Source organism: Geobacillus sp. C56-T2 (assembly GCF_007829715.1).
Taxonomy (GTDB): domain Bacteria; phylum Bacillota; class Bacilli; order Bacillales; family Anoxybacillaceae; genus Geobacillus; species Geobacillus icigianus.
This window is the reverse complement of sequence record NZ_VJWB01000001.1, coordinates 43,627-68,574: the sequence shown is the minus strand read 5'-3', so window position 1 is coordinate 68,574 and position 24,948 is coordinate 43,627. Positions and strand designations below refer to the sequence as shown.

Annotated in this window: 25 protein-coding genes; all 25 read right to left on the bottom strand. The window is 52.5% G+C overall.

Annotated elements, in window-relative coordinates:
- Positions 1 to 105: 105 nt before the first annotated feature.
- Positions 106 to 477 carry an FtsB family cell division protein gene (locus GC56T2_RS00340; RefSeq protein WP_144972313.1) on the bottom strand — a complete coding sequence of 124 codons (372 nt, stop codon included), beginning with the start codon at positions 475 to 477 and terminating at the stop codon, positions 106 to 108.
- 15 nt (positions 478 to 492) lie between these two features.
- The gene (gene yabQ / locus GC56T2_RS00335) at positions 493 to 1,125 is read right to left on the bottom strand and encodes a spore cortex biosynthesis protein YabQ (RefSeq protein ID WP_144972311.1); all 633 of its coding nucleotides are present in this window, start codon (positions 1,123 to 1,125) and stop codon (positions 493 to 495) included.
- The gene (yabP, locus tag GC56T2_RS00330; RefSeq protein ID WP_144972309.1) at positions 1,122 to 1,427 is read right to left on the bottom strand and encodes a sporulation protein YabP; all 306 of its coding nucleotides are present in this window, start codon (positions 1,425 to 1,427) and stop codon (positions 1,122 to 1,124) included. Before yabP ends, yabQ begins: the two co-directional genes overlap by 4 nt.
- A gap of 181 nt (positions 1,428 to 1,608) precedes the next feature.
- A complete protein-coding gene (locus GC56T2_RS00325; protein WP_033022369.1) occupies positions 1,609 to 1,890 on the bottom strand; it encodes an RNA-binding S4 domain-containing protein in 282 nt (93 codons plus the stop codon).
- 2 nt (positions 1,891 to 1,892) lie between these two features.
- The gene (yabN, locus tag GC56T2_RS00320; RefSeq protein ID WP_144976943.1) at positions 1,893 to 3,362 is read right to left on the bottom strand and encodes a bifunctional methyltransferase/pyrophosphohydrolase YabN; all 1,470 of its coding nucleotides are present in this window, start codon (positions 3,360 to 3,362) and stop codon (positions 1,893 to 1,895) included.
- 6 nt (positions 3,363 to 3,368) lie between these two features.
- Positions 3,369 to 4,919, bottom strand: a complete 1,551-nt coding sequence (locus tag GC56T2_RS00315) for a putative polysaccharide biosynthesis protein (RefSeq protein WP_144972307.1) — start codon at positions 4,917 to 4,919, stop codon at positions 3,369 to 3,371.
- A 173-nt stretch (positions 4,920 to 5,092) separates the two neighbouring features.
- Positions 5,093 to 5,629, bottom strand: coding sequence for a stage V sporulation protein T (spoVT, locus tag GC56T2_RS00310; RefSeq protein ID WP_033022422.1), 537 nt, complete (start codon positions 5,627 to 5,629; stop codon positions 5,093 to 5,095).
- 211 nt (positions 5,630 to 5,840) lie between these two features.
- Complete coding sequence (gene mfd / locus GC56T2_RS00305; RefSeq protein WP_144972305.1) at positions 5,841 to 9,374, bottom strand: transcription-repair coupling factor; 3,534 nt, start codon at positions 9,372 to 9,374, stop codon at positions 5,841 to 5,843.
- A gap of 72 nt (positions 9,375 to 9,446) precedes the next feature.
- On the bottom strand, positions 9,447 to 9,677 hold the full coding sequence (gene fin / locus GC56T2_RS00300; RefSeq protein WP_144972304.1) for an anti-sigma-F factor Fin: 231 nt from the start codon (positions 9,675 to 9,677) through the stop codon (positions 9,447 to 9,449).
- Positions 9,678 to 9,752: 75 nt separating this feature from the next.
- On the bottom strand, positions 9,753 to 10,313 hold the full coding sequence (gene pth / locus GC56T2_RS00295; protein WP_144972302.1) for an aminoacyl-tRNA hydrolase: 561 nt from the start codon (positions 10,311 to 10,313) through the stop codon (positions 9,753 to 9,755).
- Positions 10,314 to 10,373: 60 nt separating this feature from the next.
- On the bottom strand, positions 10,374 to 11,006 hold the full coding sequence (locus GC56T2_RS00290) for a 50S ribosomal protein L25/general stress protein Ctc (RefSeq protein ID WP_033842732.1): 633 nt from the start codon (positions 11,004 to 11,006) through the stop codon (positions 10,374 to 10,376).
- Between the two features lie 76 nt (positions 11,007 to 11,082).
- On the bottom strand, positions 11,083 to 12,030 hold the full coding sequence (locus tag GC56T2_RS00285) for a ribose-phosphate diphosphokinase (RefSeq protein ID WP_144972300.1): 948 nt from the start codon (positions 12,028 to 12,030) through the stop codon (positions 11,083 to 11,085).
- Between the two features lie 12 nt (positions 12,031 to 12,042).
- A complete protein-coding gene (gene glmU, locus GC56T2_RS00280; RefSeq protein ID WP_144972298.1) occupies positions 12,043 to 13,419 on the bottom strand; it encodes a bifunctional UDP-N-acetylglucosamine diphosphorylase/glucosamine-1-phosphate N-acetyltransferase GlmU in 1,377 nt (458 codons plus the stop codon).
- Between the two features lie 132 nt (positions 13,420 to 13,551).
- On the bottom strand, positions 13,552 to 13,842 hold the full coding sequence (gene spoVG, locus GC56T2_RS00275; RefSeq protein WP_033022394.1) for a septation regulator SpoVG: 291 nt from the start codon (positions 13,840 to 13,842) through the stop codon (positions 13,552 to 13,554).
- A 124-nt stretch (positions 13,843 to 13,966) separates the two neighbouring features.
- Complete coding sequence (locus tag GC56T2_RS00270; protein ID WP_033842734.1) at positions 13,967 to 14,341, bottom strand: RidA family protein; 375 nt, start codon at positions 14,339 to 14,341, stop codon at positions 13,967 to 13,969.
- Between the two features lie 38 nt (positions 14,342 to 14,379).
- Complete coding sequence (gene purR / locus GC56T2_RS00265; protein WP_033842736.1) at positions 14,380 to 15,201, bottom strand: pur operon repressor; 822 nt, start codon at positions 15,199 to 15,201, stop codon at positions 14,380 to 14,382.
- Positions 15,202 to 15,256: 55 nt separating this feature from the next.
- Entirely contained in the window at positions 15,257 to 16,129 is an 873-nt protein-coding gene (gene ispE / locus GC56T2_RS00260; protein ID WP_144972296.1) for a 4-(cytidine 5'-diphospho)-2-C-methyl-D-erythritol kinase, read from the bottom strand.
- Between the two features lie 196 nt (positions 16,130 to 16,325).
- Positions 16,326 to 16,505, bottom strand: coding sequence for a small, acid-soluble spore protein, alpha/beta type (locus tag GC56T2_RS00255; protein ID WP_165570950.1), 180 nt, complete (start codon positions 16,503 to 16,505; stop codon positions 16,326 to 16,328).
- A 439-nt stretch (positions 16,506 to 16,944) separates the two neighbouring features.
- Positions 16,945 to 17,202, bottom strand: coding sequence for a biofilm formation stimulator Veg (gene veg / locus GC56T2_RS00250; RefSeq protein ID WP_011229553.1), 258 nt, complete (start codon positions 17,200 to 17,202; stop codon positions 16,945 to 16,947).
- Positions 17,203 to 17,383: 181 nt separating this feature from the next.
- Positions 17,384 to 18,283, bottom strand: a complete 900-nt coding sequence (gene yabG, locus GC56T2_RS00245; RefSeq protein WP_144972294.1) for a sporulation peptidase YabG — start codon at positions 18,281 to 18,283, stop codon at positions 17,384 to 17,386.
- A 290-nt stretch (positions 18,284 to 18,573) separates the two neighbouring features.
- On the bottom strand, positions 18,574 to 19,452 hold the full coding sequence (rsmA, locus tag GC56T2_RS00240) for a 16S rRNA (adenine(1518)-N(6)/adenine(1519)-N(6))-dimethyltransferase RsmA (RefSeq protein WP_033022410.1): 879 nt from the start codon (positions 19,450 to 19,452) through the stop codon (positions 18,574 to 18,576).
- Positions 19,445 to 20,008 carry a ribonuclease M5 gene (gene rnmV / locus GC56T2_RS00235; protein WP_033022423.1) on the bottom strand — a complete coding sequence of 188 codons (564 nt, stop codon included), beginning with the start codon at positions 20,006 to 20,008 and terminating at the stop codon, positions 19,445 to 19,447. Before rnmV ends, rsmA begins: the two co-directional genes overlap by 8 nt.
- A 360-nt stretch (positions 20,009 to 20,368) precedes the next feature.
- On the bottom strand, positions 20,369 to 21,580 hold the full coding sequence (locus GC56T2_RS00230) for a G5 and 3D domain-containing protein (RefSeq protein ID WP_144972292.1): 1,212 nt from the start codon (positions 21,578 to 21,580) through the stop codon (positions 20,369 to 20,371).
- 202 nt (positions 21,581 to 21,782) lie between these two features.
- Entirely contained in the window at positions 21,783 to 22,553 is a 771-nt protein-coding gene (locus GC56T2_RS00225) for a TatD family hydrolase (protein ID WP_033842739.1), read from the bottom strand.
- A 127-nt stretch (positions 22,554 to 22,680) separates the two neighbouring features.
- A complete protein-coding gene (gene metG / locus GC56T2_RS00220; RefSeq protein WP_144972289.1) occupies positions 22,681 to 24,633 on the bottom strand; it encodes a methionine--tRNA ligase in 1,953 nt (650 codons plus the stop codon).
- Between the last annotated feature and the right edge of the window lie 315 nt (positions 24,634 to 24,948).

Genomic DNA, 24,948 nt, shown 5'->3' with positions numbered 1-24,948 from the left:
CTCCTTAAAACGCTTGAAATATGATGTTTCTTTCATTATAGCGAATGGGAAAAATGCGTGTCAATATGACGAACGCCCGTATAAAACGGGCATGGATGAACATCATTATTTTTCCGGCAGGACGAAAATGATTTCTCCGTCTTTCGATAAATAATATTTTTTTCGCGCTAGCTCAGCGATATAGTCATCATCATGCAGCCTTTTTATCTCTTTTTTCAGCTGCTTCTCCTGCCGCTGAAGCTCCGCCAGCTGCTCCTGCAGCTTTCGCTCTTCGGTCCGTTTCGCATCGATCGCTTTCGCTTGGGAGTGCAACAAATACATAAGGCCGGAAGCGAGCAATGCCAACAATACGGACCAAAAGGCCAAGCGTACGGCCACCGCCCGCCGCCTTCTTGCCGCCCGCTGCTTTTTCTCCTCCTGCTTAGCCGTGTACATCGATGGGAGCTTTGTCACATTCATATTCCGGGGCACGTTCATTGCCTTTGCACCTCTTTACTTTCGCCATTTCGCAAGCCACATGCCTATTTTCTCTTTTGTATTCTCGATTTGTCCAGCAAATCCTTTGAAAGGGCGCAAAATTTTTGCCACCATCGCCCGTCGGGGAGGCGGCATGCGGCGCCAAATGCTCATGGCCGCCCAAACGAACGGGGCAAGCAGCAGCCGAATCGTCCTCCAGACGGCGAGCAGGCCGAACCGGGTCGCCCAAACGAGCAGCCGAAAGACAAACAAAAGCAGCGCAAGTCCGATCTGTCCAACGAAAACGAGCGGGCGAACGACGACGGCGCGGAACAGTTCAGCAAGCGCCTGTCCAACCCTTGCCGCCAACCAAATGAGCCGCTCCAACAGTCGAACATACGATGAACGGAGCAAGCTTTGGTAGGCGGCATACCCGCACAAAAGGGCGAGAAACAAATAAAAGCGAAGCTCGCCTTCATTGACGAGCAGCAGCACGTAAAACACGAACAGCGCCTGCACGACCCAGAACAGCACATCGTTCACAAACACGAGCCAATGCGCCCGCTCATGCCGCTTGAAAAGGCGGCTGTACGTATCGAACGCCATGCCGATCCAGCCCCCCATGCCGATCATCGCCAGCATGGTGTAAAACTGGATGCTTATGCTCATTTGAACAACTTGCTAAAGAACCCTTTAGCCTTCTCCTGATGGTCGTCTAAATACACAAGGTCAAAAATGCGGCCTTTGATCGAAACGACGCCTTTTTCCACGTCCAAATTTTTCATTTGCAAGTTTTGCCCGCGGATGGCCAAAAAGCCCATGACGGTTTCAAGCAAAAACTCTTCATTATCAAAGCTCTCGACTTGTTTCACCCCAGTGATGTCGAGAAGACGCCGGCCGCGCATGATCACATCATGTTCTTGGACCGGACCTTTATTCGCGCTTGTGCTAAATTCATCATGTCGATTCATGCTCATCATCCCCCGCATTTCCATATTGGTCATGAAAGCCGGCACATTCGCTGTTTGTACCATATGTATGTCAGCAGGGGACGGTTTAGAACAAGCCTGCAAACCAAATTAGACGCCATCCTGTTCCGGTTCGGGCGGCTCGTTCGTCAATTCCGTCAAGGCGTTTCAGCTTCAAACCAAATTAGACGTCATCCTGTTCCGGTTCGGGGGCGGTCCGCTCTTCGCGAATGAGTTCGTACAGTTCGGCAGCCTCCTCTTTTTTCGCTGTTTCTTTGACTGCGGTCACTTTTACCGTTACCCGTTTTTGCCCGAATTGAATCGTCAGTTCATCGCCAATTTTGACGTCCGAACTCGCCTTGGCGACATGGCCGTTAATCCATACCCGCCCTTGATCTGCCACTTCTTTGGCGAGCGTGCGGCGCTTTACGAGCCGGGAGACTTTCAAAAACTTATCCAAGCGCATGATCATCCCTCCTGCCGTTCTTGTTCTTTTGCTTCATCCCAAAAACGATCGAGCTCAGCGAGCGAAAATGAAGCGATCGGCCGGCCGCTTTTCCGCACTTGTTCCTCGATGTAAGCAAAGCGGCGAGCAAATTTATCATTCGCCATTTGCAACGCTTCTTCCGGCTGAATGTCATAGTGGCGGGCGAGATTGATAAGGGCAAACAGCCAATCGCCGAATTCGCCGATCAGCTCGTTCCGGCGGGCGCCGGACGCTGCCGCGCGAAATTCAGCCATTTCTTCTTCGACTTTTTTCCATATCGGAGCGGCGTCGTCCCAGTCAAATCCGGCTTTGGCTGCCTGTTTCTGCAGTTCGTACGCCCGCATCGTCCCCGGCAAGCTTTTTGGAATATCAGCCAAGATCGATTTCGCCCTCTCGCTCCCTTTTTCCTTCTGCTTGATCGCTTCCCAATTCTCAACCACTTGTTCCGCCGTCTCGGCCGTCGCATCGCCAAATACGTGCGGATGGCGACGAATCATTTTGGCCGTCAACGTGCGGATCACGTCATCGATCGAAAACTGTCCACGGTCAGCGCCGATTTGCGCATGAAGCATCACCTGCAGCAACACGTCGCCGAGTTCTTCGACCATATGGTCATCATCGTTTTCATCAATCGCTTCCAGCAGCTCATACGCTTCCTCTAGCAAATAACGTTTCAATGAGGCATGTGTCTGCTTCCGATCCCACGGACAGCCGTTCGGCCCCCTCAGTGCGGCGATGACGCGGCGCAGCGTCTCAAACCGGTGATAAAGAAGGGATTCATCTTGAACCGGCGGGACATAAACGCTTGTCAAATTGTCGAGCGCTGTCTGCCGGTCTAGTTCGTAGAGCGGCACGCGTTTCACCTGCTCCGCTGTCGTTCCCGCTGCGGTGACGATATAGACCGGATATTCGTCGGGAAGCTGTTCCATTAAAGACAGCTTCACATTCGAAGCGACGAACGAATCATAGACTTGGCAAAAGACGGCGTGAAGCGATGGCGACCACTCGTCACCGCGGAAAGCGGTCGCGTCAAGCAATTGAAATCCTTCAACCGGATCAATGCGCAACGCGGCAAACAAAGCATCCAAAAAACTTTGCCCACCTTCAATGACAACCCGGCAGGCGCCGCTCTGTTCCGCTTCAAACAGAAGCTGTACCGTCCGTTCGGCAACGAGCGGGTGGCCGGGGACGGCGTAAAACACATCGCCGCGCTTCGCTTCGTCCGTCAATCGCTTGGCGATTTCTGCATACACATCGGCAAACTGCCCGTGCTTTTCATACACATCATCAAATGACACAAACGCGATTCCTTCTTCTCTCAGCCCTTTGACAGCCGGGTGTTCCTTCGTTCGCAAAAAGAGCGGATGCACCCGCTTCAGCTTTCGATAAATGCCGACCGGAAGCTGTTCAAAATCCCCGGCGCCGAGCCCGAAAACATGAATCGTATTCATCGCCACTCACTTTCCTCCTATCCGTAAACGAAATGAGCTGACAAACGGCAGCATCGACCATTCCCGTTCAGAAAACGCGCGGCTTTTCACGATGCACGCCACATACACGGCCGCGCCAATGGCGGAGCCGCCAAGCGCTGCGACCGCCGCCCATAGACGTCCGTCGAAAGCAGACGTCAACACCCATAGATAACCTCGGAGCACAATGACCATCACCGCTGCCGCCTTCACGATCGGAAACGCGCAGCGATAGCCGGCCGCCCGACACTCTCGCGGCAACGCCGCGTACAAAAAGGCGGCCATCAGCGCGTAGGCCCCCGTCGTAGCGGCAGCCGCACCAAGCGCTCCCCATAGCGGAACAAACCAATGCATGAGCGCCATTTTTCCCGCCACGCCGATCGCCACTCCAACAGCCGCGACCCGCTCCTTCCCGATTCCTTGCAGGAGCGCTGAAGCGGTCAGCGCGATGGTGGTGAAAAAAACAGAGGCGGACAGCACGGCAAGAAGCAGCGAGCCGTGAGTGTTTTCAAACAACATTTGATTGATTGGACGAATGAGACAAACGAGCCCGAGCGAAGCACCAGCGCCGATGACGGCGGCAATCCGGATCGCCAACGCTCCATGAGCGGTCGCGTCGTCCGGCCGGCGCGCGCCCGAAATCAACGGAACGAGCGCCAATGAAAACGACGTGCCGACCACCGTGCCGAGCTGAATGAGCGGCTGTCCACGGTCGTATACTCCTTTCAGCCATTGCCCCTCATTCAGCTTTGTCCCCGCCTCTTTGAGAAGCGGGACGAACAAAAACGAATCAACAAGTGGAATGAGTGTCAACGCCATATTCGTCAAACAGACGAGCGAGCCGGCCGTTAACAGATGGCGGGCAAAACGTCGGGTCAAAGCCGGCGGCGCGGGCTCTCTCCAGCCCTGCGGCCTGCGCTGGACGAGAAAGCAAAGCAAAACGAACAGCGCCGCCACCATGCCGGCGAGCGTGCCAGCTATAGCCGCCATGCCGCAGGCGTAATCGTCACCGCCGCGCCGCAGCACCCAATACGACAACCCTAAAATCGCCGTCACCCGCACCGACTGCTCCACCACCTGGGACATCGCCGTCGGCGCCATGTCGTGCCGGCCTTGAAAATATCCGCGCAGCCAAGCGAGCGGTGGAAAGAGCAAAAAGGAAAAAGAAAGCTGCCGCAAAAGCGGTTCCAGCCGCCGGTCGCCCATCCATAAAGCCACCGTCTCCGCCCCGATATACAACAAAGCAAACAGCGCCGCCCCGATCGCCCCGAGCACGAATAAGGCAGCGCGACCGACAGCGGCCGCCCCCGCCGCATCCGGCACCGCCATTCGTTCGGCAATGAGCCGGGAGACAGCGACCGGATAGCCGGTCAGCGAGAGGGCGACGACGATGCCATAAATCGGGTATATTTGTTGATAAATATAAAAACCGATATCGCCAACCATATTTTGGTACGGAATGCGATACAAGGCGCTCAATAGTTTGGTGACCAAAGCAGCCGCGGTCAAAACGGCCGCTCCTTTCCATGCGTTTCCCACTTTTCTCCTCCTCGATGGCAACGGGCGGGCGACACCGCCCAATGCCACGGCTACGCTCGATATTATAACGCAACTTTCGTCCAACAGACAAAAGCGACGGCCGAAATGCGCAGCAGGAAGCACAAAAAAGGCGCCCCAACCGAGGTTGGGGACGCCTTTCCCTCACAGTTCATTTATTGCTCCATTTGTCGAGCCAAAAAGCTGGCCGCCGTTTCAGCTGCTTTATGTTCCACTTCACCAATGGTTTTCTCGCGCGATAAAATGATGACCGCTCCAATCGGATCGCCGTTGGCGACAATCGGGCCAATCGTGTATGATTTCAACGTTTCTGTCATCCCATCCACAAGCTCGACTTCCCCTTCCTCGGTATGAAGGATGGAATGACGGTCTTCCATGGCTTTTTCCACCAACGGGCTGACGCTTTTGTTCATATATTCCTTTTTCGAAACGCCGGCGACAGCGATATACACATCGCGGTCGCAAATGAGCACAGGCTGCCCGAGGCTGTCAAACAGCGCTTCAGCGTACTCTTTCGCAAAGTCGCCTAATTCACTGATCGGCGAATATTTTTTCAAAATGACTTCTCCATCGCGGTCAACAAATATTTCGAGCGGATCCCCTTCACGAATGCGCAGTGTTCTGCGAATTTCTTTCGGAATGACAACCCTTCCTAAATCGTCGATGCGACGAACAATACCGGTTGCTTTCATGCCTTCATATGACCTCACTTTCATCATAGGATTTGAAGGATACTCCGATGAACCCTTGATCATGGGGAATTCACCATTGCTGTCATTAGTATCCTTCATCATCCGCGTTCTATACGTGATGAAAGTGATTTTGGCCATTTTAGATAAAATTGCCCATCCTTCATTATCGCCACATGCAGAAAACGATAAACATGTGAAAACTTTTTCTTAATTATGCCGTCACCGACTTTTCTTGTTCCATCCCGGACAGCCTCCGCAGCGTTTGCTCTAAAATCAACAGCCATTCGTGCGTCTTCATCCCCTTAATATAGAGCACGATTTTCAGCTTGCCTCCGTCCATGCCGAACCCGAACAGGCGCCCATGTTGGCGGCCGATATCCGACAGACGCTGAATCTCCACCGTTTTCGATGACTCTTCTGTAAAGATGATGTCAATTTGCTGCTTATGCTGCTTCAGGGACTCAACGCCCAACTGCTTGGCCAGCACTTTCATCTCAGCGATTTGGAACAAATAGGCGACCTCATCCGGATAATCGCCAAAGCGGTCGACCATTTCTTCTCGCAACGCTTCGACATCCTCAAGCGTCTCGACCGCCTTGAATCGCTTGTACATCTCAATCTTTTGCAACTCATCCGCAATGTATGTGCCCGGAATATAGGCGTCGACTTCGATATCAATGACGACATCCGGCTGCTCATCTTCCCGCTTGATGCCGCGCCGTTTTTCAATCGCCTCTTTCAACATTTGCGAATACAAATCGAATCCGACCGAGTCGATAAAGCCGTGCTGTTCGGCACCGAGAATGTTGCCCGCGCCGCGGATCGACAAATCGCGCATGGCGATTTTAAACCCGGAGCCGAGCTCGGTAAACTCTTTGATGGCTTGCAGCCGCTTTTCCGCCGCTTCGTTGAGCACTTTATCTTTCCGATAGGTGAAATACGCATACGCGACGCGGTTGGAGCGGCCGACGCGCCCGCGCAGCTGGTACAGCTGCGACAGTCCCATGCGGTCGGCGTCATAGACGATGAGCGTGTTGACATTCGGTATATCGATGCCCGTTTCGATGATCGTCGTCGTCACCAGCACATCGTATTGCCCTTCCAAAAACGCCAAAATCGTCGATTCGAGCTCCGTTTCCGACATGCGGCCATGCACGTAAGTGACGCGCGCTTCCGGGACAAGCTGGGCGATTTCTTCCGCTTTCAAGTCGATGTCTTCAATATGGTTGTAAAGGAAAAACACTTGCCCATCGCGGGCGAGCTCGCGTTCAATCGCCTCTTTGACGAGCTCCGGCGTATATTCCATGACATACGTTTGCACCGGGAATCGGTTTTCCGGCGGCGTCTCGATGATCGACAGATCGCGCACCCCGATCATCGACATATGGAGCGTGCGCGGAATCGGCGTCGCCGTTAAGGTGAGCACGTCAATGTTTGCCTTCAGCTGTTTGATTTTTTCTTTATGCGCCACACCAAACCGTTGCTCTTCGTCGATAATGAGCAAGCCTAAATCTTTGAATTTCACGTCTTTCGACAGTAGCCGATGCGTGCCGATGACCATATCAATCGTCCCGTCTTTGAGCCCTTTAATGGTCTCTGCCTGCTGTTTTTTCGTCCGAAACCGATTTAACAGCCCGACGTTGATCGGGAACCCTTGAAACCGTTCGCGCACCGTTTCGTAATGCTGTTGGGCCAAAATCGTCGTCGGCACGAGGAAGGCGACTTGTTTGCCGTCCATAATGGCTTTAAACGCCGCCCGCAGCGCCACTTCCGTTTTCCCGTAGCCGACATCGCCGCAAAGGAGGCGGTCCATCGGTTTGTCGCTCTCCATATCACGCTTGATTTCCTCAATCGAGCGAAGCTGGTCTTCCGTCTCTTGATACGGAAACGCCGCTTCAAATTCGCGCTGCATCTCCGTATCCGGGGAAAACGCATATCCTTTGCTTGCTTCGCGCTCAGCGTACAGCTTGATTAAGTCTTCGGCAATGTCTTGGACGGACGATTCCACTTTCTTTTTGACCTTTTTCCATTCCGTGCCGCCAAGCTTATAAATTTTCGGCTCTTTTCCCTCCGAGCCGACGTATTTTTGCACTTGATCCATTTGGTCGACCGGAACGTACAGCGTATCGCCGCCTTGGTACTGGATATGGATGTAATCTTTATGCACTCCATTGATTTCTAACGTCTCGATGCCTAAATATTTTCCGATGCCGTGGTTCACATGGACGACGTAGTCGCCGACTTGCAGTTCGGCATAGCTTTTGATCCGCTCGGCGTTGGACAGTTTCTGCCGGCGCGCCGGGCGTTTCGCCCGCTTTTTGAACAGCTCTTCTTCCGTGATGACCGCGAGTTTTTGCAGCGGCAATTCAAACCCGGTGTTTAAATCGCCTTGGAGGAGCTGACATTTGCCGTATAGCAGCGCTGCATCGCGCGCGAGCGGCAGCGCGTCAATCTCATAATCTTGAAGCAATGATTGCAGCTTTTTCACGCGCTCGGCGTTCGGCGCCAAAAAAACGACGGCATAGTTCGCCTTTTTCCATCGATCGATTTCCGACTGAAGCAGCGCCATTTGGCCATGAAAGTTTTGCATTTGCCTGCACGTAATATTGACGACATTTTGCGGATGGGTATGCGGCGCATGGCGCAAAAACAAAGACAAATACACTCGTTGCAATCGATGCTTTTGCAACAATTCAGAAAAGGAATGCGAAAGGGGAACGTCATGGATCATTTTTCCGCTCTCGAGCAGGCTCGTATACCATTCGGCTTCTTCGCGTTCCAGCCGCTCCGCTGCCTCTTGAAGGCGGCTCATTTCATCCATGAGGAGCACGCCATCTTCCGGCATATAATCTAGTAAACTAGCAGCCTTTTCATAAAAGAGCGACATATATTTATATTGTTGTTCGACTTCTTGCCCGGCGCGCAGCTGTTCAAGTTCCGCGTGAATCTGTTCGTACATCCGCTGCTTGGCCGACTCGTCTTTTACTTTCTCCAAACTCACCGCAAGCTGCGCTTCAATCCGCTCCACGCCGCGGCGCCGCGTTTCGCCATCGAGAATGATTTCCTCCGCCGGTCCGACCATGATGCGCTCGATTTGCCCTTGTGAACGTTGGTCGTCAGGGGTGAACGTGCGAATCGATTCGATTTCCGTATCAAACAGCTCAATGCGGTACGGCAGCTCGGCGGTCAATGGATAAATATCAAGGATGCCGCCGCGGATGCTGAACTCTCCAGGAGCGGAAACAGTGGCGACCCGCTTGTATCCCATGTCGACAAACAGCTGTTTGTAACGTTCCAACTCAAGCTCTTGTCCGATAGAAAACGTGAACAAATATTGTTTCCAAAGCGACGGCGGCGGCAATAAACGACGCACCCCAGCCACCGGACAGACGACGACCCCTTTTCCCCCTTGCAGCCAATGGTTCATAATTTCTAGGCGCTGTGCCCTCAGTTCCGGGCTGGCCACCGCCATTTCCGCGGCAATAACTTCATTGACCGCATAGAGAAACACTTCGTCCGGCCCGAGCAGCGCAACGAGATCATCATACATTTTTTGCGCTTGAAACAAATTGTGCGCGACGACTAAGAGCGGCCGATCCGTTTCCTGATAGAGGGCAGAAATAAAAACAGACCGGGCCGACCCTGACAGCCCAGCGACAAGCTGTTCCTTTAAGCGGACACGAATCCCTTCGATAATGGTGCGAACATCCTGATTTTCAGCTAAATAGCGATGCAGCGAAAGCACCCCTATTCTCCCTCCTCTCAACGCCCGTTTTGAATTGGCGCAAACGCAAAAACGCTTTGGTCGCCCAAAGCTCTAATGAATAAATTTTTCGTATTGATGCCACTCCGGGTTTCGCGTCAACGCTTCCTGACAGTCTTCACAAATGGTTTTGACATGAATGTCGCCGTTTGGTTCATATGAAATCATGTCAAGCCGTTCTTCGTCGGTGAGATGATGGAAGCCCAACTTTTCGCTGTAGATCGGCATTTGCTCAATCGTTCCCACTTTTGCTCCGCAATGCCGGCAATAGTAATGGAGCGCCATCTGTGACAACCTCCTCACTGGATTGTTCCGCCACAATCGTATACTCACATTGTGCACCAGTTCGGAGGAAAATATTCACTCGTTAAAATCGTTCATGACTTGGGCAAACGGCACGGACAACGCCCGTTCGCACGCGTCGGCTGCCCGCAGCACTGCCGTTTCCACCGCTCCTTGTTCCTCGTCGGCAAAGCGGCTGAGCACATAGTCAGCCACCGGCTGCCCGTTCGTTGGCCGGCCGATGCCGATGCGGATGCGCTTAAACTGTTCCGTGCCAAGGTGTCGAATCAACGATTTGACGCCGTTATGCCCCCCGGAACTTCCCTTGAGGCGAAGGCGGATTTTCCCCGGTGGAAGGTCGAGGTCATCGTAAATGACAATGATATCGTCGAGGGCAATGCCGTAGTAGTCCATGAGGGGACGGACACATTCCCCTGATAAATTCATATATGTCAATGGTTTGCATAATGCTACTTTTTTGCCGTTAACTACCGCCGTGCCGAACAGGCCGCGAAACTTGGCGACCGTTAACGACACCCCCCAACGTTTGGCCAGCTCATCAATGACAAAAAAACCGATATTATGCCGGGTTTGTTCGTATTCTTTGCCCGGGTTTCCAAGCCCAACAAACAGTTTCAATCTTGGCGCCCCTCCCGTTGTATGATACTACAAAAGACGTAACCGAAGCGGTTACGTCTGTCATTCTTCCGGCGTTGTCTCTCTTCCTTCCTCAGCATCAGGACGCCCCGGTTCTTGCTGTTCGCCGCTGTGAATTTCTTCTTCCTGCTGCGGCGGCAAGATCGTGGCGATCACTTCGGAAGGTTCATGGTTAATTTCAAATTGGCCGTTCGTTTGCACGTCGCCAACGGTGATGGTATCGCCGACTTGCAGCCCGGAAATGTCGACTTCAATCGCTGGCGGAATGTTGGCGGGCAAAACGCGGATGGACAGCTCATGCAAGTTTTGCTGCAGCACACCGCCATCTTTGACGCCAGGCGCCTCGCCGATTAAACGCACTTCAACGTCAATATCCACCTCAGTCGATAAGTCGACGGCTTGAAAATCGGCATGGAGCAGCTCGCCGCGCAGCGGATCGCGCTGCATCTCGCGCAGCAGCACCGAGTAATCTTGGCCGCCGACTTTCAGCGTCAGCAGGCTTGTGCGTCCGCCTTCGCGAAGCACTTTTTCCAGCTCAGCGGCGCTGACTGCGATCATTTTGTTTTCGACTTTCTTGCCGTACAAAACGGCCGGAATGCCTCCTTGCGAACGAATACGGCGCAATGTCGAACGTTTTTTGTCTGTGCGTTCTTTCGCTTCCAACACGATCGTCATGTTTCCTCACCTTCCTGAATTAGAATCTATTGATTACTTTATCCTAAAACAAGAAGGGATAAACATGTTTTCGTTGTCAGTCGAACAGGACGCTGACAGACTTCATTTGATAGACGCGCGTGATCGCTTCGGCAATGAGCGGCGCCACCGACAGCTCTACAATTTTATCAATTTTCTTCTCTTCTGGCAAGGCGATTGAATTGGTGACGACGAGCTCTTTAATTTTGGAATTTTGAATGCGCTCAATCGCTGGGCCGGACAACACCGGATGGGTGCAACAGGCGTACACTTCCTTTGCCCCGTGTTCCGCAAGAGCGTTGGCGCCCAACGTAATCGTGCCGGCCGTATCGATGATGTCGTCGATCAAAATGGCCGTTTTCCCCGCCACCTGCCCGACGATGTTCATCACTTCCGCCACGTTCGGCCTCGGCCGGCGCTTGTCGATGATGGCAATCGGCGCCTTCAAGCGATCAGCCAGCTTCCGCGCCCGTGTCACACCGCCATGATCCGGCGAAACGACGACGATATCTTCCAGTTGCTTGCTTTTGAAATAATCGGCTAAAATCGGCACACCCATCAGATGATCGATCGGGATATCGAAAAATCCTTGAATTTGCGGAGCGTGCAAATCAAGCGTAATGACGCGCGACGCTCCTGCCGTCTCGAGCAAATTGGCGATCAGCTTGGCCGTGATCGGTTCGCGCGAGCGCGCTTTCCGGTCTTGGCGCGCATAACCGTAATACGGCATCACAATGTTGATCGTACGGGCCGAGGCGCGTTTGAGCGCATCGATCATGATGAGCAGCTCCATTAAATGCTCATTGACCGGTACACTCGTTGATTGAATCACAAATACATCATCGCCGCGGATGCTTTCTTCGATATTAATTTGAATTTCCCCATCGCTAAAGCGGGAAACGGAGCATTTGCCAAGCTCCATTCCCAAGACTTCAGCGATTTCTTGGGCGAGCTTCATGTTGGAGTTCAGGGCGAACAACTTTAATTGGTGCTGGCAGTCAGACATGATAAACCTCCATCACGATTTTTTCTTGCCTGGCAGACGGTCGGCATAGTTTTCCTTATTGACCTGCCGCGCCCGGGCAATGGCGAGCGCACGGCCGGGAACATCGTCGGTGACCGTCGATCCAGCGGCGACGTAAGCACCTCGGCCGACGGTGACCGGCGCGATCAAATTCACGTTGCAACCGATAAACGCCCCATCTTCAATTTTCGTGAGGTGCTTGTTGACCCCATCGTAGTTGACGGTAATCGAACCGCAGCCAAGATTCACCTCAGCGCCGACTTCGGCATCGCCGATATAGCTTAAATGCGACGCTTTGCTTCCTTTACCGAATGTCGATTTTTTCACTTCGACAAAATTGCCGATTCGCACGTCATCATCGATTTTGGACAGCGGACGGATATGGGCGAACGGACCGATCGTGACATCGGAGCCGATTTCGCTGTCATGAGCGACGGAATGACGAATCGAGGTGCGATGACCGATCATACAGCGGCTGATTTCCGAATAAGGGCCGATGACACAATCTTCGCCGATCACGGTTTCGCCTTCGATCACGGTGCCAGGGTAAATGACCGTATCGCGCCCAATCACTGCGTCAGCGGAAATGTACGTAGCATCCGGATCAACGATGGTCACTCCGTTTTGCATGTGATGGCGGCAGATGCGGCGGCGCATGAGCCGCTCCGCTTCAGCAAGAGCGATGCGGTCGTTGACGCCGATCGTTTCCTCAAACGACGGCGCCTGATAGGCGGACACCACACCGCCGTTCGCTTTGATAATCTCAATCACATCGGTTAAGTAATATTCCCCTTGAGCATTGTCATTGGTCACGTTTGTAAGCGCTTGAAACAACGTTTGGTTATCAAAGCAATACGTTCCGGTGTTAATCTCACAAATGCTCTTTTCTTCTTCGCTCGCATCTTTATGTTCGACAATTTTTTCGACATGGCCGGCTTTATTGCGGACAATGCGGCCATATCCAGTCGGATTTTCGGCGATGGCCGTTAACACCGTCGCTTTCGCCTCGGCGTTGACGTGATGTTGGATCAACGCTTCCATCGTTTCGGCGGTAATGAGCGGCGTATCCCCGCAAACCACGATCGTGATCCCCTCAAGGCCGCGCAAGTGCGCAGCCGCTTGCATCACCGCGTGCGCTGTTCCCAGCTGCTCTTCCTGCAAGGCATATTCACACTGGGAGCCAAGCTGTTCTTTCACTTGCTCCGCCCCAAATCCGACGACGACAACCGTTTTTTCCACCCCAAGCTTGGAGACTTGGTCTACTACATGCTGAACCATTGGCTTGCCGCAAACGGGATGAAGCACTTTATACTGCTTTGATTTCATCCGCGTTCCTTGTCCGGCCGCCAAAACGACCGCATATCGATTCATGTGAAAGGCCCCCAATTACCCTTTTATCCATAATTGAATATATATGAATCGGCCTCACTTTTCAAGGAAACAATGCGGTTGCCAAAAAAATAGAGAGCTTGGTGAATTTCACCTCAGCTCCCTCTCATATGTTTACGAAGCGCCCGCTTCTTCAAGTTCTTCTTCCATCTTCCCGAGGCGGTGGTATTCAGCAAGAATCGCCTCTTGGATTTTTCCGCGCGTAGCGGAATTGATCGGATGTGCGATATCGCGGAACTCCCCATCCGGAGTGCGCTTGCTCGGCATGGCAACGAACAGCCCATTGTTTCCGTCAATCACGCGGATGTCATGGACGACAAATTCATTGTCCAACGTGATGGAAGCGATCGCTTTCATCCGACCTTCGGTATTGACGCGGCGTAATCTTACGTCTGTCACTTCCATATCTGCTCACCACCTTTTCCCGATATGAGACTCGATGTATTAATTCCACGCATCCGAGCCTTTTCCTGCTTTTTCGAAAAATTTTTTATAAAATTTTCACAGGGAAAAAGTGGTGGCCATTTCGTTAGCGAACAAGGGCGACGACTTCAATTTCAACAAGGGCGTCTTTCGGCAGACGAGCGACTTCCACGCACGAACGCGCCGGTTTGTGATTCGGGAAGTATTGGCTGTAAACTTCGTTCATGGCCGCAAAATCGTCCATGCTTTTCAAAAATACGGTTGTCTTGACAACGGTATCGAGCGACGCGCCTGCTGCCTCGAGAACGGCTTTCAAGTTTTGAAACACTTGATGCGTCTGCGCTTGAATATCGCCTTTTACCATTTCACCTTCCGGGGTAAGCGGGATTTGCCCTGAGCTGTAAAACATATTGTTAACGATGATGCCTTGCGAATAAGGGCCAATCGCTTGTGGCGCTTTTGTCGTTTCGACTTTTTTCATCGTTTGTTCCCCTTTCTTGTTTTGGATGATAAGATCGATCAAACAAAGGATTTGTAGTTGCCTTCTTTGACGGCGATGCGCTTTTCCTTCACATCCACCTCGGACAATTTGACGAGCGAAATGTACTCGTCCACCAACCGCTCCTTTGCCTCTTCCGATTCGACGAGCACACCGATGCCAGACACATTTCCGCGAAACTCCTGCAGCAAGCTGATCATGCCGTTGATGGTGCCTCCGGCCTTCATAAAGTCGTCGATGATGAGCACGTTCGCCCCCTCCGCCAAGCTCCGCTTCGACAAAACCATCGTTTGGATGCGTTTGGACGAACCGGATACATAGTTGATGCTCACCATCGGTCCTTCCGTTGCTTTATTATCATGGCGGACGATGACAACAGGCACGTACAAAAAATGGGCGACGGCGTAGGCGAGCGGAATGCCGTTGGTGGCGATCGTCATGACGACATCTACCGGACGGTCGGCGAAAATCGATGCATAAAGGCGGCCGATTTTATTCATAATCCTTGGGTCGCCAAGAATGTCCGTCATATACAAGTATCCCCCGGGGAGGAGCCGATCTGGGCGCGACAACTGCCCGCATAAATAGGCAACCACCTCGTCCGCTTCCTCGGCGGCCATTTTCGGAATATACTGTACCCCGCCAGCGGCGCCGGGCAGCGTCCGGACCGTTCCGACTCCCTGCTGCTCGAACGTCTGTTTAATGATCGTTAAATCTTCACTGATCGATGATTTGGCCGATTCGTATCGCTCCGCAAAAAACGTCAGCGGAATGAGCTGATGGGGCCGTTCAAGAAGATAATGCGTCATATCCACTAAACGGCCGCTTCGCCTTAGCTTCATAGCCGACCTCCCGAAACCGAATATTATAAATACATTTTAACAAAAATGTACGTTTTTAATCAAGGGAATGCCGTTCACCGAGCAGTCTTACGGCAAATACTTGATCGCAAAAGCCGCGCAACGCGTTGTATACACGCTGCATTCTGGAATCGTGTTCAATCAGGCCGAACACCGTTGGCCCGCTTCCGCTCATCAACACGGCATCGGCGCCAAAGCGCTTCATTTGCTCTTTAATATGCGCGACTTCCGGATATTTTTTTAATGTCACTTCTTCAAGGACATTGCCGACCGATCGGCAAATCGCCGCGTAATCTTTCCGCTTAATCGCCTCCACCATCGCGTCGACATCCGGATGAACGACATGCTCAAGCTCTAGGTTTCGATACACTTCCGCCGTTGACACGCCGATCGGAGGCTTGGCCAATACGACCCAGCACGGCGGCGGAGACGGGATCGGGGTGATGATTTCCCCGCGTCCTGTCGCCACAGCCGTTCCACCGTAAACACAAAAAGCGACATCTGAGCCGATGGTTGCCCCAAGCTCCGCCAGTTCGCGCGTCGTCAGCCCGAGCCTCCAAAGCTTATTCAGCCCGCGCAACGTCGCGGCAGCGTCGCTACTCCCCCCAGCTAAACCGGCCGCGACCGGAATATGTTTTGTAATCGAAATGGCCACGCCTTCGCGAATCGAAAACGTCTCCTTCAGAAGTTTAGCCGCCTGATACGCCAAGTTGCGGCAATCATCCGGCACAAAACGGTTTTGGGAAACGATGCGAATGACATCTTCCCCGGGCAGCGGAATGAGCTCGATGCGATCGGCCAAATCGATCGTCGTCATCACCATTTTCACTTCATGATAGCCGTCCGGCCGTTTATATAGAACATCAAGCGATAAATTGATTTTCGCCGGCGCCTTGATCGACAATCCCACTCCATCTTCACCTACTTCCACGCGCATTCACCAATGGACGTCAACCCTCTGCGAGCCGCGCCCGCCCCGACTTTTTCCGTCAATCCATTTTACCATATTACCACGTCTTGACGACGCCGCCAAATCATAATTTATGTATGCAAAAAAAGGGCGCCCCTTTGATTGGGGACACCCCCGCCGCAGCACGCCGCCGATGCTATTCCGTTTTTCCGGCCAGCTGACGTTCCGCCCGTTCAATTGCCAATTTCACCATGTTTCCTGCGTCTTTCGCACGGATGGCGCCCCATCCTTCGCGCTGCACGACATCATAAAAGCCTAGCTCTTTCGCCAGCTCTTCCTTTAAGCGTTGCGACATCACTCCACGGCGTCGACCCAATGTCAGCAACCCCTTTCTCCGTTCAGTGGCGCAATGGCACGAAATGTTTCGCAATCCTCAGGCGAACTCGCCGGCCGGTTTCCTACGGCTGAGAAAAAGACGGCTTTCTGCGGCAGTTTTAGTATGAAAAGAAGAGGGTCGCTTTATGTCTGGCAATGGCAGGGGGACCTGCTGCGCTTCAACATTGTCAACGTGGCAACGTCGTCCATTCGTTCGTTGCGATTTCTCGTCAATGAAGCGAATGGATTGTTTTTCCCCAGCCTTCTAAGAGGCCGGTGATGTAAGGGGAAATACTGCTCTTCGACAGTGTTTCCCAAACCGAAAAACGTGGCAGCGTCATCATTTCATTCGTTGTGATTTTCTCCCTAATCGAACGCAGCCTTCTAGGCCGAACCGCGCTTTTTCCGCGGCAAAACAAAAAGCAGCAAACAAATGTTGTCTACTGCCCCCCTGCTTGCTCGTCATCCCAAAACGTCAACTTGACTGTCTCTGTCAATACATCAGCGTAACTAAACGAGACCCGTTCAAACGAGTTTTCTTTTTGATCCAGTTCAATGACAAATACCGATGGGTATGTTTCCGCCAAAATGCCGCAACGCTCAATCATTTTTCTGCGTCCGCCGTTGGCCCGCAGCGTCAACCGTTTCCCGATATTAGAATCCAGCGTTTTTTTAATATCGGATAAAGTTTTTGGCATTCGTCATCCACCTCACTGGTTGCAATTATAACAAAATTGGGCCTGAAAGTCAAAAAATAATGATTATATCAGTGCATTTTTGTTTCTGTCAATGCATATTTTTCTACAATATCCTTCTTTTTATGTACCTCATGGAACTTTTTTGTAAAAAAATGCGACAAAAGATAGAAAAAACCGCCCATCAACCGTGGCGGTTTTCCTCGCGATTCGCAATAAGGCGAAACGGCATGCCGGTGCGAAGAACGCCTTTCGTTTCAACACCTCCCAGCCCCTTCTCCCCGGTCAACGTGTTGCGAAGCACATCCCATACATCGACGGTCTCTGTAAACGGAGTAAAACTAAGCCGTGAAACAATATAGACCGGATCAAGGGCGTGAATGTTCACCCTTGCCGGCGAACTGGCGAAATTGGCACCAGCCCGGATGAGCGACTCAAAGTGGGACTGGCAGGCTCCGGCAAAAATAATCAGCTGGTCCAAGTGGGGAATTTTTTTGCGCGCTTCTTTGACGGTTTGCACAAAATGGCGCGAGTGGCGGTAGGCTTTTAAATCGTTTACGCCTCCTTTTGATTTCGAATATGAATCATGGCCGGTGATGACCAAAATATCCGGGCGAAACTGCTCGATCAGATGGCCCACCGCCTCCGGCATTTCGCTCTCCTCGCAGTAAACGCCATGCACCGGCACCCCAATCCGCTCGTATAAATCTAAACATTTGCGCAAATATAACGGGTCACCGTCCAAATGGAGAACGCGCCCTGGAATTTGAAAAAAATCTTTCTCCACCCGGTATCCACCCGTTGCCCGATACTCCACTTTTTGCTTCATCGCTTGATAGTCTTGGCGAAACAAACGGTAAGACTGTTCAATCCATTCCCGTTCCCGTTTTTTGCGTTCTTGCTGCTCCCGCTCGTCGATCACAACGAGATCGCTGCACGGCGCATCAGCAACAAGGCGGACATCTTCGCCATACAAAATCGCTTCTCGTTCGCCGTTTTTTTCTTTAATATCGATGACCCGAAACAATACATCGCATTGATAAGACTTGCGCGCAACAATATCGCCGATTTGAATGACGTCCATCCCCGCTCACTCCAATGCATGATCGTTGTCATCCATACGATATGCAAGGACGGACAATAGGTGATAGCCGCGCACTTCCATCGGGCGCCAGCCTAACGGTACCCAACGAAGGCAAGGGCAAAACGATGGGCGGGCCCAAATCAGGAACGAACTGCTTTTAGAAGGCTGATGATTGAATCGCGCAACCGCTTCTCCGAATCGTTTCTCAAGTAAAAAAACTTGTTGCCTCAACCTCTATGTTCGCGCGTTCCATCATCGATCAAGGCAAACAGCGGTTTTTCACCAGCCTTTTAGGCAAAAAGGGGCGCCAGTTCGTTGCTCAATGAGGCGAACTCCGCCATGTCGAGCGTTTCGCCCCGGCGGCGCGGGTCAATGCCTGCAGCGACAAGCGCCTGTTCAATGAGCCCTTTTTTCTCTTTCCCACCCGGCAAATTGTTCACTAAATTGTTGAACAACGTTTTGCGGCGTTGGGCGAAGCTGGCCCGCACCACTTGAAAAAACGTCTCTTCGTCGGAGACGTCAACAGGAGGGGCAGACCGCTTCGTCAGGCGGATGACGGCGGAATCGACGTTCGGCTGCGGCATAAAAACCGTGCGCGGCACCGTCATCACAACTTCCGCCTCGGTGTAATACTGCACGGCAATCGTCAGCGAACCGTAATCTTTCGTTCCTGGTTTGGCGGCAAGCCGGTCAGCGACTTCCTTTTGCATCATCAAAACCATGCCGCGGATCGGCAGCCGTTCGCTGAGCAACTTCATGAGAATCGGCGTCGTCACATAATACGGCAAGTTGGCGACGACCATTCGATCGCTGACATCGGCCAATTGTTCTGCGATCACCGCGTGCAAATCCGCTTTCAGCACATCTTGATGAATGATGCGCACATTTTGATAAGGGGACAACGTGTCGGCCAAAATCGGCAATAAGCGGCCATCAATTTCAAAGGCAATCACTTTTTTCGCCCGCCGCGCCAACTGTTCGGTGAGCGCCCCGATGCCCGGCCCGATTTCAATGGCGCCCGTGTCGCTGGAAACGCCGGCCGCATCGACAATCTTTCGCAAAATGTTTGCGTCAATCAAGAAGTTTTGCCCGAGACTCTTTTTCAGCGAAACGCGATACCGCTCCAAAATCGCTTTTGTTCGCCCCGGTGTGGCAATATCTTTATGCATCGCCTGCCTCCTCCTGTATGACTTGTGCCAGCGCGTCATAGAAAGCGGCCCGGGAAATGCGGAACACTCGGAGCCGCTTATGAAACTGCCGGCCGTTCGCATAGCCGATTTTCAGCTCCTCCCCAAGACGCTGCCGGCGCCGGCGCGCCATATTGCCGCCGACCAATCCCGCTTCGACCAGTTCAGTGAACGTAATTTCTTCTTTCCAATCCGCTGCTTCCTCATACACGTTGGCCAGCGCCCGCCGGATATCGTCAGGGGACGCGTGTTCCACCCCTATCCCTTTCCCGTTTTTCGCTTTCGCCGCCTCGCGCGGCAAAAACGCGTGCTTGCACCCCGGCACCTGCTCGGCAATCGTGCGGCGAATTTTTTCACCCGGGAAATCGGGATCGGTAAAAATAATCACGCCGCGGCGTTCTTTCGCCAGCCTGATCCGCTCAATCACGTCCGCACCGATGGCCGCCCCATTGGTTTCAATCGTATCGGCGTCAACGGCGCGCCGAATGGCCGCCGTATCATCTTTTCCTTCTACGACAATCACTTCTTTCACTTTCATCATATTATGGCAGAAACGACGGAATAAGGTTCATCACCACAACGCACCGGCCTTCTAGATTCGGCGTAAGGGCGGATGATGTGTCCTTGCGGATGCCCATATCGATCATCGTGTTGGTGAAGAACCTGGAATAAGAGCTTTTTCCTATTTCTGCACGGCCTCCTTTCCGGTAAAATAAGCAATAGAATGCGCTGCTGCTTGTTCTTCCTTGATGTTTATTTTTTCAATTTCATCGAAACTTTTTTCCACGTCAACCGTCTAATTCATTAGAAGCAGCAAGGCGCGCGGCGTCTTGGCACAATGCCATTATAACGAAAAAAAGCAGAGGGGAAAAACCCCTCCGCTGTGCCCCAGCCCGTCTTATGGCAATACCCGTATTTTCACGCGTTTTCTGCCCCAACGAAACGCATCCGACCGATCCGGGAAAAACACATCGATTTTGTATCCACGGATGCTAGAACCGGTGTCAGCGGCAATGGCGTATCCGTATCCTTCCACATATACTTTCGACCCGAGGGGGATGATGGACGGGTCGACAGCAATCACTTTGGCGGAAGGATTTTTTCGCAGGTTGATGCCTGTGCTTGTGATGCCTGAACATCCTTCGCAATAGGCGGTATAGGCGGTGGCGGTGACGTAAAACTCCTTCGCAGCGGTATCATCCGCGCCGCGCGAGGATGGCCGGTCGGATAACGTCCGCCGTGGGGGCACGGCTTTCGTGCCGATGGCGATGATGCGCGCCTTGCTTTCTTTTACCGTTCTGGCAGCAACCAGCCGGCGCGCCGTTTCCTTTCCATTTTCCAGCGTTACCTCGTACGTTTTTTGCACTTTTCCTTTTTCCCCAGGTGCAATGACGCGCCGCTCTCCTTTTGGCAGCGAATCGTCCCGCTTCGTCACCACGGCAAAATCAATCGGCTCTTCCACTACATCGGTGACTTTTTTGACCCGAACAATGCGAATGGTCATTGGCTCTCTGACCGTTTCCTGCAAGGAGGGTTCGATGCGATCGAGTTGCCCTAGCTGAATTCCTTGCTGCTTCAAAAAGTCAGCGACCGTAGTCGAAGTGGTCCATGCCTGCTGCTGTTTGCCGCCGACATCGATGCGGACGGGGAACGCTTTTTCAACGCCGATCTTCATGCCTTTTTTAATTTTGGCTGAGAGCGACGGCGTAATTTTGTCATGCGGACCGACCGTCACGTGCTGCAAACGGAGCAGCTCCGCGACCGTATCGGCCGTCGTCCAAATCGTTTTCTTTTCCCCATTGACCGCCAACGTTACTTCTTTGCTCGCTTCCCAAATAATGTGCAAATCGTCAGTGATCGGTGTATCGAGCGATGGATAAACGTAATCCTCCTTGCGCGGTTCAATGTGCTGCTCAGCAAGTAGCTCCTTCACCGTTTGGGCATGCGTGCGAATCTCCTGCTTTTCCCCATTGGCGGTCAGTGTCACATCATCTTTGGCCATCTCATAGCTGGCCACTCCTGTTGTCGCGGAGATGGCGAGAAATCCTCCCGCTGTGACCGTCACGTTTTTCCTCCATAAGTCCAGCCATTTCCTCCCGTTCGGCAACATCAGACGAAACGCCTCCTTTTCCTCCTGAAATTCCCCTCTCCCTCTAACATGTACGCGCGAGCATACTCTATTATGCAGAAAATTCAGTGAAAAAGGAAGGAAGACTTGTCGACACGCCGTTGTTCCATCTTGGCTGAATATGTAGAACGGATTCCTTTTTCCTTCTTTTTTGACAAGCCTCCCCAACATTCGACGCCTTATTTTATCGGTCTATGGCGAACAATTTTTTGGCATTTTCCGCCGTTGTTTCTGCTACTTCGTCAAAGGAAACACCTTTGATTTCGGCGATGGCTTCGGCGACGTATTTGACATAGCTCGGCTCATTCCGTTTGCCGCGGAAAGGGTGAGGCGTTAAATATGGGCAATCGGTCTCGATCAGCAAATGGCTGAGCGGGATTTCCTTTGCCACTTCCTTCGGTTTTTTCGCGTTTTTAAACGTGACCGGTCCGCCAAGGGAAATGAGAAAATTCATGTCCAAGCACCGCTTCGCCACTTCAACGCTGCCGCTGAAACAGTGCATGATCCCGCCGACTTCGGCGGCGTTTTCCTCCTGCAAAATATCTAAAATATCCGCTGTCGCTTCGCGGTTATGGATGATGATCGGCAATTTCACTCTTTTGGCCAGACGAATTTGCCGGCGAAACACATCCTTCTGCACGTCTTTCGGCGAGCGATCCCAATGGTAATCGAGCCCCATCTCGCCGAGCGCCACTACCTTCGGATGGGCAGCCAGCTGTTCAATCATCTGCAAATCGTCATCCGTCATATCGATCGCATCCACCGGGTGCCAGCCGACCGCCGCGTAAATAAACGAATGCTGTTCAGCCAGCTCGATCGCTCGGGCAATCGTCGGCCGGTCAAACCCAACGACAACGATATGGGAAACCCCTTCAGCGCGGGCGCGTTCGATGACTTGTTCGACATCTTCCTTGTACTGGACCGCATTCAAATGGGCATGCGTGTCAAAAAGCATACGATGACCCTCTTTTCCACCTTGATGTTAAGTGTAGCATAGAAATTGGTTACATACGTCACAATTCATTAACATTTCCATTACAAAACAACGACAAGGAGGTGTCAGGCGCGACACCCCCCAGCCATCACTTTATTTTCGTTCCGTTTGGAACATGGCGGTCAACCGTCGCCAAGGAAAACTCCGCGCCGCTGCCGCCGGCCAAAATCATTCCTTCCGACCATTCGCCGCGCAGTTTGGCCGGTTTTAAATTAGCGACACAAATGACCTTTTTGCCGATGAGTTCTTCTGGCTTGTAAAATTCCGCGATGCCGGAGATCACTTGCCGTTTCTCGCCGCCAAGATCCAGCTCGAGCTTCAGCAGCTTGTCGGCGTTTTTCATCCGTTCGGCGCGCACGACTTCGGCCACGCGCAAGTCGACTTTGGCAAACTCATCAATGGAAATTTCGGCGGTCTCAGCGGTTGACGTTTCCGCTTTGACCGGTTCACCGGCCGGCTTGCCGCCTTGCATATGCGCCTTAATGTACTCGACTTCCGCCTCAATGTCCAAGCGCGGGAAGAGCGGCTCGCCTTTTTGCACCTTCGTTCCTTCCGGGATGAGGCCGAAATCGTACAAGCTGTCCCATTCTTTCAATGAACGGTCATGGATGCCAAGCTGAGCAAACAGACGCTCCGGCGTGCGCGTCAAAAACGGCTGCAACAAAACGGCCGTATGGCGGAGCGACTCTGCGAGGTGAGCCATGACGGAAGCGAGCTCTTCCCGTTTGCTTTCATCTTTGGCCAATGCCCACGGTTGCGTCTCGTCAATGTATTTGTTCGTGCGACCGATCAGCTGCCAAACGGAAGCAAGAGCCACTGAAAACTCCATCCGCTCCATCGCCTCTTCATATTGTCGAACCACCTCACGCGCCGTTTGCGTCAGCTCTTCGTCAAACGGCGTCTTCGGCCCGCGGTACGGCGGAATGGTCCCGGCGAAATATTTTTCAATCATCGCGACAGTGCGATGCAATAAATTGCCTAGGTCATTGGCCAAATCGTAGTTGATACGCTCAACGAACCCTTCCGGGGTGAATACACCGTCCGAACCGAACGGCACTTCCCGCAGCAAATAATAGCGGAGCGCATCGATCCCATACCGGTCAATGAGCGTCACCGGGTCAACGACATTGCCTTTCGATTTCGACATTTTTCCGTCTTTCATGAGCAGCCAGCCATGGCCGAACACTTTTTTCGGCAGCGGCAAGCCGAGCGCCATCAGCATAATCGGCCAATAAATCGTATGGAAACGAACGATCTCTTTGCCGACCAAATGAACATCGGCCGGCCAATATTTGCGGAACTTCTCGTCATCGTCCGTACCATAGCCAAGCGCGGTGATATAGTTGGCGAGCGCATCGATCCAGACGTAAATCACATGTTTCGGATCGCCGGGCACTTGAATACCCCAGTCAAACGTTGTCCGCGACACAGCCAAATCTTCAAGCCCCGGCTTAATAAAGTTGTTGATCATTTCATTTTTCCGCGATTCCGGCTGGATGAAATCCGGATTTTCCTCGTAATATTGAAGCAAGCGGTCGACGTATTTGCTCATCCGGAAAAAGTACGACTGCTCTTTCACTTTTTCAACCGGACGGCCGCAGTCCGGGCAGTTGCCGTCGACAAGCTGCCGTTCGGTGTAAAACGATTCGCACGGCGTACAGTACCAGCCTTCATACTCGCCCAAATAAATATCGCCTTGTTCGACAAGACGGGCAAAAATGGCTTCCACTACTTTTTTATGCCGCTCCTGCGTTGTCCGGATGAAATCGTCATAGGAAATATCAAGCTTTTTCCATAGTTCCTGAATGCCGGCGACGATTTCATCAACGTATTGCTGCGGCGTCACTCCTTTTTCCTCCGCCTTGCGCTGAATTTTTTGCCCGTGCTCATCGGTGCCGGTCAAATACATAACATCGTACCCGCGCATCCGCTTATAGCGCGCCATCGCGTCCCCCGCCACCGTCGTATACGCATGCCCGATATGCAAGCGATCGCTTGGGTAATAAATCGGCGTTGTCAAATAAAACGTCTTTTTCTCCATCAACAGGCCCTCCCTCGTACTGTTGAGCACAAAAACCCCCGTCCGGCGACGGGAGCAGCGTTACTTCTATTTTACATAATTTTTTCATTGCTACAAAAACATCTATTTCTCCTTGACGAAAAAAATATACCCGAGCGCTCCAAAATACCGTCCTATTTTCTATCATCGCCCCGAATTTATTATAGAAAGATAAGGTTTTCGCAACCGGCATCATTCGTTCTCTTTTTGGCGGCTCCGAGATGGACAACGCCCAAATTCGCGGACAATCTTCTTTTCTCGTTGTCGACACGATCAGGGCCGATGCCAACTCACCTC

Excerpts from the sequence above, each read along its gene's own strand:
- GC56T2_RS00340 (WP_144972313.1), bottom strand. The coding sequence starts at position 477 with ATGAACGTGCCCCGGAATATGAATGTGACAAAGCTCCCATCGATGTAC.
- yabQ (WP_144972311.1), bottom strand. The coding sequence starts at position 1,125 with ATGAGCATAAGCATCCAGTTTTACACCATGCTGGCGATGATCGGCATG.
- yabP (WP_144972309.1), bottom strand. The coding sequence starts at position 1,427 with ATGAATCGACATGATGAATTTAGCACAAGCGCGAATAAAGGTCCGGTC.
- GC56T2_RS00325 (WP_033022369.1), bottom strand. The coding sequence starts at position 1,890 with ATGCGCTTGGATAAGTTTTTGAAAGTCTCCCGGCTCGTAAAGCGCCGC.
- yabN (WP_144976943.1), bottom strand. The coding sequence starts at position 3,362 with ATGAATACGATTCATGTTTTCGGGCTCGGCGCCGGGGATTTTGAACAG.
- spoVT (WP_033022422.1), bottom strand. The coding sequence starts at position 5,629 with ATGAAAGCAACCGGTATTGTTCGTCGCATCGACGATTTAGGAAGGGTT.
- fin (WP_144972304.1), bottom strand. The coding sequence starts at position 9,677 with ATGGCGCTCCATTACTATTGCCGGCATTGCGGAGCAAAAGTGGGAACG.
- GC56T2_RS00290 (WP_033842732.1), bottom strand. The coding sequence starts at position 11,006 with ATGACGATCGTGTTGGAAGCGAAAGAACGCACAGACAAAAAACGTTCG.
- GC56T2_RS00285 (WP_144972300.1), bottom strand. The coding sequence starts at position 12,030 with ATGTCTGACTGCCAGCACCAATTAAAGTTGTTCGCCCTGAACTCCAAC.
- glmU (WP_144972298.1), bottom strand. The coding sequence starts at position 13,419 with ATGAATCGATATGCGGTCGTTTTGGCGGCCGGACAAGGAACGCGGATG.
- spoVG (WP_033022394.1), bottom strand. The coding sequence starts at position 13,842 with ATGGAAGTGACAGACGTAAGATTACGCCGCGTCAATACCGAAGGTCGG.
- GC56T2_RS00270 (WP_033842734.1), bottom strand. The coding sequence starts at position 14,341 with ATGAAAAAAGTCGAAACGACAAAAGCGCCACAAGCGATTGGCCCTTAT.
- purR (WP_033842736.1), bottom strand. The coding sequence starts at position 15,201 with ATGAAGCTAAGGCGAAGCGGCCGTTTAGTGGATATGACGCATTATCTT.
- veg (WP_011229553.1), bottom strand. The coding sequence starts at position 17,202 with ATGCCAAAAACTTTATCCGATATTAAAAAAACGCTGGATTCTAATATC.
- yabG (WP_144972294.1), bottom strand. The coding sequence starts at position 18,283 with ATGGACGTCATTCAAATCGGCGATATTGTTGCGCGCAAGTCTTATCAA.
- rsmA (WP_033022410.1), bottom strand. The coding sequence starts at position 19,452 with ATGCATAAAGATATTGCCACACCGGGGCGAACAAAAGCGATTTTGGAG.
- rnmV (WP_033022423.1), bottom strand. The coding sequence starts at position 20,008 with ATGAAAGTGAAAGAAGTGATTGTCGTAGAAGGAAAAGATGATACGGCG.
- GC56T2_RS00230 (WP_144972292.1), bottom strand. The coding sequence starts at position 21,580 with ATGTTGCCGAACGGGAGGAAATGGCTGGACTTATGGAGGAAAAACGTG.
- GC56T2_RS00225 (WP_033842739.1), bottom strand. The coding sequence starts at position 22,553 with ATGCTTTTTGACACGCATGCCCATTTGAATGCGGTCCAGTACAAGGAA.
- metG (WP_144972289.1), bottom strand. The coding sequence starts at position 24,633 with ATGGAGAAAAAGACGTTTTATTTGACAACGCCGATTTATTACCCAAGC.